Origin of the sequence: Paracoccus aestuariivivens (genome assembly GCF_009711225.1) — a bacterium.
In the GTDB taxonomy this organism is placed as follows: Bacteria; Pseudomonadota; Alphaproteobacteria; order Rhodobacterales; family Rhodobacteraceae; genus Paracoccus; species Paracoccus aestuariivivens.
On the sequence record NZ_WMIE01000045.1, the window covers coordinates 1 to 6,526 of the forward strand.

The window sequence follows — 6,526 nt, forward strand, 5'->3', positions numbered from 1 at the left end:
CGGCAGCATCTTCGTCAGAACCGCTGCCTTTCGTTCCGGTGAGTAACCCAAGTCGTCGTCCTATCCCGCCCGCCAAATCTATCATTTCAGATCGAGAACGGGTGACAACTCTCCTGACATCGGGGGCATCCGTCTTGTTCAGCGTTTCGTTCAATATCTTCTGCGCATGGCGCGCCTCGATGCAGATGGCGGGAACGCCTTCCGCGGTCAGGGCGTGGTAGAACCACGTCGCGAGCGAGCCGCTCTCGAAGACGACCCGTTCCGCCCGCGGAGCGTGCCTTCGGATGATTTCCGCGACGCTTCCGGGATCGGAAGCGCATTTTCCCCGCCAGATCCTGGAGCCGTCCTCCCGGATGGAAACTGCAGTTTCCTTCAAAGACACGTCCAGCCCGACATGCTGCACCATGGTTGTTCTCCGCCTGTTGCCTTGGTCAGGAGCTCTTCCCGAACCCCTTCCCATCGTAGCGCGGGCAGCCGCTCGTTCATCTGTCCAGAAGGCCGGAACGACTCGCTCCGCGATTACGCCATGTTTAATAATGGTGACCCAGTTTCTTTGAGCTTCAATGGCGTGCTTGGGTTCACAGATGTAATCCTAAGAATCGTCGCCACGGTGGATGCGGAGGTCGCCAAGGGGGAACAGGCCGAAGCCCACATCGCTCAAAGAATAGCGTTGCATTTGACCTGCCACGGGTCTTTCATCCAGCCGCAACCGGAGCCCGGTTTGTGTTTACGCCGATCGGTGCAGGGTGAGCAATCGCCCGACGCGCGGAGCTTTCATCTCGCGGAGCGGGGCGGGCGATTGCGGTGGCCAGGGTCCGCGCATAGTTAGCGGGGGTCTGGTAGTCCAGCGGTCACGGCCGGAAGGAGACTCGCAGGGCCATGGTCATTCCGGCGAAGGGTTTGGCGAGGCGACGCGCGAGATCTACGGCAAGACCAGCTCCGATACCCGGATCTTCGCGCTGTCCTGGCTCCCCGCGCCCGAAGTCCTGCTGGCCATCGTTCGCGCCCACTGGGCGATCGAGAATGCATTGCACTGGCAGCTCGACGTATCGTTCCGCGAGGACGCGGCGCGCAACCGCAAGGACAACGGCCCGGCCAACATCGCCATCCTCCGCCGCCGCGCGCTGGAAGTCGTTCGCCGCGACACATCGAAGGGCTCGCTCTCCATGAAGCTTCAGAGAGCAGGCTGGGACGAAGCCTTTCTTTGGAGCATTCTCACGGGGCCGGCAGCCGACTGAGCTAAACGCGATTGCCCTGACCCCTCCCGTCGGAGGACGATACATGTGTGGAGTTCGAGCCCGATTCTGAGTTAAAAAACATTTCTTTTCTAGGACATTTGTGGAATGTCGGGCTGGAATAACCTCAAATAGGAACCGTACGTGCTCATAGTCTTGATCGCCACAGAATGGGGCCCGGCCGAGGGAGGTATCAATGCATTCAATCAGCCCCTTGCCATAGGATTGGCCAAGGTAGGTCGCCCGACTTACAAGATCGCCTGCGCAGTCACCGGTTGGTCCCATGAAGTGAGTCGTGAGGCTGAAAAAGACGGCGTGACTCTCGTGCCCATTAAGGGTGACGATAATGGACGACCGCTTGACACATGCGGGGGCGAGATCGTGACCTGGCTCAGAAACCACGGTGTAGCCGATCCCGTGGGCCTTTGGGTAGGACATGACGCGGTGACCGGGCGAGCGGCCATATCCGCTGCAGAACACGGCGGACGCGTGGCGATCGTCCATCACATGGACTACCATGACTACCAGAATCTCGTTCCTGGAAAAGGCGAGAGGACGACAGAAAACCACAAGCTTCAGACAAAACTCTTCTCCACAAAAGGCGTAGTGCTCTTTGGTGTTGGTAGCGAATTGGCGGAGTCAGCCACACGGCTATCGCTGAGCGACCGCAAGGCAGGCATTCTTGTTCCTGGCTTCCCGCGATCGTTCAACAAGAACGTGTCTGGAGAAAAAGTTTTGAGGGCCTTCTCATCCGGGCGTTTCGAGACCAATTCAGAACCACTTAAGCAGAGCCGACTGGCCGCATCTGCATTAGGTTTGGCTGTTAAAAAAGGTGATGATCGAATCGATGCTTTAAAAGCTGCATCCATGTCGATTATCGGCGTCGAGAAGGCTAGGATCGATGCTGGTGAGCTAGAGGCCCTCGCCATCAACGAGGCAGGGCGACATGTGAACGTCGTACCGGGCGAGTTCGATAAGGATCCCGAGGCCATCGTAGATCAGCTAGTTCAGTCAAATCTCGCCATCATGCCCTCCTTCCGCGAGGGCTTTGGACTTTCAGGTTGGGAGGCCATAGGTTGCGAGGTCCCCCTTGTCCTAGGCCGGGAAACCGGCCTCTTCAAGTTCATCGACAGGACTTTGGGCGGGGTCGGGACTGGGTGTGTTACCGGAATAGATCTGAATGGCGGCGACCTCCATCCCGACGACAAAGAGAGGATGGCCGACGCGATTGTGAAAATCGCACAGAATCTCGGGAGGGCGAAGAAGGACGCTGCCTCGTTGAAGAAGCATCTGATTGCCGAGCATGGATGCAGTTGGGAAAACACTGCGGATCAGTTCTACAAGCATCTGGATGCAGAGAATGTAGCAGTCGCTCCAAATAGGACCGCGATTACCAACAACCCCGATCAATCTATTGGCGGGAATGCCTTCAAGTATTCTGAGGCGAACCATTACATTGAATGCGCTGAGCTTCAGGTGACGACGGGACAAGGTCGCAAGGCAATCGATTTCGAGATCCTTGCAGAACTCCGATTTGGAACAGCGCCACTGCAGGTGCTCGATCTCAGCGCCGAGATCTTCCTGAAACAAGTTCGCCTTCAGGTTGTCCCACGTGGCGGTACCATCCGGGGGGACCGCTTGGGCGATCCAACTAAGCCACTGAACGGCATACAGCCGCTTGCCGGCGGAGTGTGGGCGATCAGCGACCCACTCGGCAGGAATGCGCTTAACGGAAAGGTGCTAGGTGATGAAACACTCTGCCGCGTTCAAGCGCCGGAGAACACGTCCTCGGGGGCGACGTTGGAGCTAACCGTGGCGCGTGAGGACATAGGTTGCTTGTTTAGGTCTCCGCCCGGGAAAAAGAGCCCCGAGAAGGCCACCGAAAAAGTGATGGAGATCTTCCTTCAGAACTGCATCGTAAAGGAGAAGAGCGGCCAAATCCTTCTGAGCGAGGCAAACATAGATGGCCAATAGTTTTGATTTAAACGATGAACAGAAACGCGTTCTAGTAGACATTATGTCATACGATGGTGCCGATTTTTCCGTTCTTGTCGGTGTGGCAGGATTGGACCCTTCGGTCGACCTTAGGGGAGCCGACATTCGGGACGTGGACTTCGGCCACAGCAACCTCGACGGCTACGACTTCTCCTATGCTGATATCAGCGGCTGCCGCTTCGATAGAGCGAAGCTCAAAGGGGCGATCTTCGCGTATAACCGGGACGAAGGTACGGTATGGCCGAGGCCGCAATCAGAACGTCGATCAGCTCGCGTTGGCCTGTACGCGACTAGGGATTTTGATCTGCTTCCGTTTCAACGTGAGGCAGTCTCGAACATCGTCGCGGCACTCGAACAGGGGGTTCCGCGCCCGTTGGTCTCAGTTCCGGCTGGCGCCGGCCGAGAGAAGTTACTCGAGGCATTACTGTCGGAACTAGACCGCCGCGACATGGTCGACGTCGCGCTGGTTTGCGTGCCCACACAGGTTGGTGTCGAGCGAATGCGACATCGTTTCTCTGACACCTTCGGTCCGGATGCAGTGTCTAGTTCGACAAAGACTCCAACCAATGCAAGGTTGATCGTGGCAAGTTCGCCCCGGGACCCCGGTGCCGCAAGAAAATCTCACTTCATTCACACTTTGAATGGGGTCAGCCACATCTTCATTCTCGATGGAGCATTACCTGCGCGTGTTCTGCGCGATATTCAGTTGAATTCCCCAAGCCTTCAGATCGTCAGTTTCAGTACTCCAGGGATGACGGAACGTATCGACGAAGGCGAAATCATCTTCCGCGTTTCCTACCAACAAGCCGTAGAAGAGGAATTGCTGGAGCGCTCCGAGATCCACAATCACAGACTGCCATACAGAGTCGAGAATGCTGAAAAGGAGGAGATGGAGCAGATTGTGTCAGAGGTGCTCGAGGTGGTGAGCAAGATACCCACGGCCGCCACCCTGGGCGTAGTCTGCCCTAATACTAACAGCCTGCGAGAAATTTCGCGCACGCTCCAGGAGCGTATGAACTTTCCTGCCCGAAGGATAGTGCACTACAGTTCAGCAAACGCTGATGAGAGTTTGGTGCGAGTTGCACTGGATTTACCGGGAACCCTCCTGCTGATGACCAACGTAGTTGCGGTGGATTTCGATTGGGCCGAATTGGACTACGTGATCGTTTTGACCCGTCTCAGGTCTCCGGAGCGCCTTGCCTTCATCCCAAGGAGACCAAATCACCGACAGAGCCTCCAGGTCATCGATTTCATGCGGAATTTCGATCGGATAGATGTCTGGAACCTATGAGGAAAGGCGTGCCGATCGGCGTTCGATCGGCACCTCCATAACCCATGACATTCAAGTGGATTGCGAACCCCGGCACACCATTCAAACGTAGACAGCAATTAGTGGGTCGAGATCGGTGGCCTGAGTGCGAACGCCAAGACGGATGCGCGCCTGGGACCCGGTGGCCCGCGCGGCAGGCCATCTCCAGGTCCAACGTTGCTGAGCTGTTCACACTCGGGCAACAGACTCCGTCAGAGGCGGTCCCGGAAAACTGAACAACGGGCATAAGTGGATTTTCCGCGCGAACGCAGCATGATGCTGCCAGCGAGGGAAAGACCATGACAAGACGACCGCGCCGGAACCACAGCCCGGTGTTCAAGGCAAAAGTCGCGATCGCGGCGATCAAAGGTGAAAAGACGATGATCGAGCTTTCGCAGGAATTCGACATCCATCCCAACCAGATCAAGCAATGGCGGGATCAGCTGCTCGAAGGTGCGACCGGCGTCTTCGGCGAGGCAGCGAAGCCCGCAGCAGAGCCGGTGGTCGACGTGAAAACGCTGCATGCAAAGATCGGCGAACTGACATTGGAAAATGATTTTTTGTCGGTCGCGCTCGGCAAGGCGGGACTGTTGCCGAGCGCAAGAAAATGATTAATGCGGGAGCAAAGCTGAGCATCAGCAAACAGGCAAGGATCCTCGGGATCAGCCGGGGTGCCGTCTATTACCAGCCGCGCCCGGTCAGCGACGCGGATCTCAAGCGGATGAAACGGATGGGGATCGCCGCGCTGTATCGCAAGCCGAACACCTCGAAACCAGCGCCGGGGCACAAGATCTACCCCTATCTGCTGCGGAAGCTGCCGATCACCCGACCCAATCAGGTCTGGGCCATGGACATCACCTACATTCCGATGGCCCGTGGCTTCATCTACCTGGCCGCGGTGGTCGATTGGTTCTCCAGGCGGGTGCTGTCCTGGCGGATATCGATCTCGCTGGATGCGGATTTTTGCATTGAGGCGCTCGAAGAAGCATTGGCGCGATACGGCCAGCCGGAGATATTCAACACGGACCAAGGCAGCCAGTTCACTTCGATCGATTTCATCAAGGTCCTGGCGAGCCGCAAGATCCAGATCAGCATGGATGGCAAGGGAGCCTGGCGCGACAACGTCTTCGTTGAGCGGCTCTGGCGCAGCATAAAATACGAAGAGGTTTACCTGCGGGCCTATGCCAACGTGCCGGAAGCCCGGGCGGGCATCGCCCGATATCTGGCCTTTTATAACAGCCGACGCCCACATTCATCGCTTGACGGTCGAACGCCAGATCAGGCCTATTTCAACCAGCCGGCGCGCCAAGACGCGGCGGCATGACAAAGGCGGAAATCCACTTAGAAAACGCTCGCCACCTGTTCAGATCAACGGGACCATTTCTGTCACACATCTCGGGCAAGTCGAAGCTGGCCGAGGCCATCTGCTACGCCATTGCTCGGCGCGAGTTCTTCGATCGCTTCCTGTCCGACGGCCTGATCGTGCTCGAATTCAACTTCGTCGAGCGCGCCATCAGGCCCCAGACTATCCCGCGCAAGTACAGTCCTTCGCCGGATGGGACCGCCGCAGCCACACACGGGCCAACACGCCACACTTTTGCAGACCTAAAGTATGAACACCAGACCACACAGGGTGGCTGACACAGACCTTGGAACGCATTCCGAACCGATGGCCAACGTCGGCTTACGCCGATTGCCGCAACTGCCATGCTGCATCGCCGTCAGTCCGCTTTCCGCCCAGCTGAACTATCCAGGTGCAGTAGACGCCAACGTCAATGCTGCACCTGCAAACGGCACCTTCGTCCCGCATTTCTACTGCTGCTGGGAGTATCTCGCTGCGCAATGTTTGTCCGGCCGCTTCCCCCCGATGTCAGGAGAGTTGTCACCCGTTCTCGATCTGAAATGATAGATTTGGCGGGCGGGATAGGACGACGACTTGGGTTACTCACCGGAACGAAAGGCAGCGGTTCTGACGAAGATGCTGCCG

4 protein-coding genes and 3 pseudogenes are annotated in these 6,526 nt (G+C 57.4%); 5 read left to right on the forward strand and 2 right to left on the reverse strand.

Annotation, left to right across the window (positions count from 1 at the left end):
• Together GL286_RS21790 and GL286_RS21795 are read right to left on the reverse strand one after the other, a co-directional pair.
• A pseudogene (locus GL286_RS21790) lies at positions 1–406 on the reverse strand (hypothetical protein); the annotation flags it as partial.
• A 289-nt stretch (positions 407–695) separates the two neighbouring features.
• Positions 696–848 (reverse strand): annotated as a pseudogene (locus GL286_RS21795) (IS3 family transposase); the annotation flags it as partial.
• On the opposite strand from GL286_RS21795, the gene GL286_RS21800 reads away from it, so the two are divergent.
• The 5 genes and pseudogenes from GL286_RS21800 to GL286_RS21820 all read left to right on the forward strand — a co-directional run.
• Positions 837–1,238, forward strand: a complete 402-nt coding sequence (locus GL286_RS21800) for an ISAs1 family transposase (protein WP_425496110.1) — start codon at positions 837–839, stop codon at positions 1,236–1,238. The pseudogene GL286_RS21795 and the gene GL286_RS21800 overlap by 12 nt on opposite strands.
• A gap of 141 nt (positions 1,239–1,379) precedes the next feature.
• Complete coding sequence (locus GL286_RS21805; protein ID WP_155097668.1) at positions 1,380–3,209, forward strand: glycosyltransferase; 1,830 nt, start codon at positions 1,380–1,382, stop codon at positions 3,207–3,209.
• The gene (locus GL286_RS21810; protein ID WP_155097669.1) at positions 3,199–4,521 is read left to right on the forward strand and encodes a DEAD/DEAH box helicase; all 1,323 of its coding nucleotides are present in this window, start codon (positions 3,199–3,201) and stop codon (positions 4,519–4,521) included. The genes GL286_RS21805 and GL286_RS21810 overlap by 11 nt, the downstream gene beginning before the upstream one ends.
• A gap of 317 nt (positions 4,522–4,838) precedes the next feature.
• Positions 4,839–5,863, forward strand: a protein-coding gene (locus GL286_RS21815; protein ID WP_425496109.1) for an IS3 family transposase whose coding sequence is annotated in 2 segments (ribosomal slippage) — positions 4,839–5,102 and positions 5,105–5,863 — 1,023 coding nt in all. Because the reading frame shifts where the segments join, the coding sequence is not laid out codon by codon here.
• A gap of 59 nt (positions 5,864–5,922) precedes the next feature.
• Positions 5,923–6,284, forward strand: a pseudogene (locus GL286_RS21820) (IS66 family transposase); the annotation flags it as partial.
• Positions 6,285–6,526 lie beyond the last annotated feature (242 nt).

Bases quoted from the DNA above. Each gene is read 5' to 3' on its own strand.
- GL286_RS21810 (WP_155097669.1), top strand. From the start codon at position 3,199: ATGGCCAATAGTTTTGATTTAAACGATGAACAGAAACGCGTTCTAGTA.